We start from the raw sequence: 340 nt of genomic DNA, 5'->3' as shown, positions 1-340 counted from the left end.
CAGGGCCCGGCCTCCCGTCCGAAGCTGAGCGACGCGTTGTTCGCCGTGCTCGAGGAGGAGTTGGCGAAGGGTCCGGTCGCGCATGGCTGGTCTGATCAGCGGTGGACGTTGTCCAGGATCACCCCGCGTCGGAACGGCACACCCATACTCACAGCCGGAGTAGTACGGGGTGTCGGCGGCGACCCGGTCGATCGGCAGCAGGGTGCCGTCCAGGATCACGAAGGCTTTCGCTCGCACGGTCTTCATCGCCTCGGTCAGGGTCGGCGCGGCGGCGGCCAGGACGTCGATCACCTCACGTATGTATCGGTACACGGTCGCGACGCCGATGCCGAATCCGGCG

The 340-nt window shown here is 67.6% G+C and carries 2 pseudogenes; one reads left to right on the top strand and one right to left on the bottom strand.

Annotated features, from left to right (window positions below):
* A pseudogene (locus IF88_RS48935) lies at positions 1-120 on the top strand (IS630 family transposase); the annotation flags it as partial.
* A 33-nt stretch (positions 121-153) separates the two neighbouring features.
* Here IF88_RS48935 and IF88_RS0139705 read toward each other — a convergent pair.
* A pseudogene (locus IF88_RS0139705) lies at positions 154-340 on the bottom strand (IS5/IS1182 family transposase); the annotation flags it as partial.

The sequence above is a fragment of the Streptomyces sp. NRRL F-2580 genome (genome assembly GCF_000720115.1).
In the GTDB taxonomy this organism is placed as follows: domain Bacteria; phylum Actinomycetota; class Actinomycetes; order Streptomycetales; family Streptomycetaceae; genus Streptomyces.
This window is presented reverse-complemented; position numbering and strand designations above follow the sequence as displayed.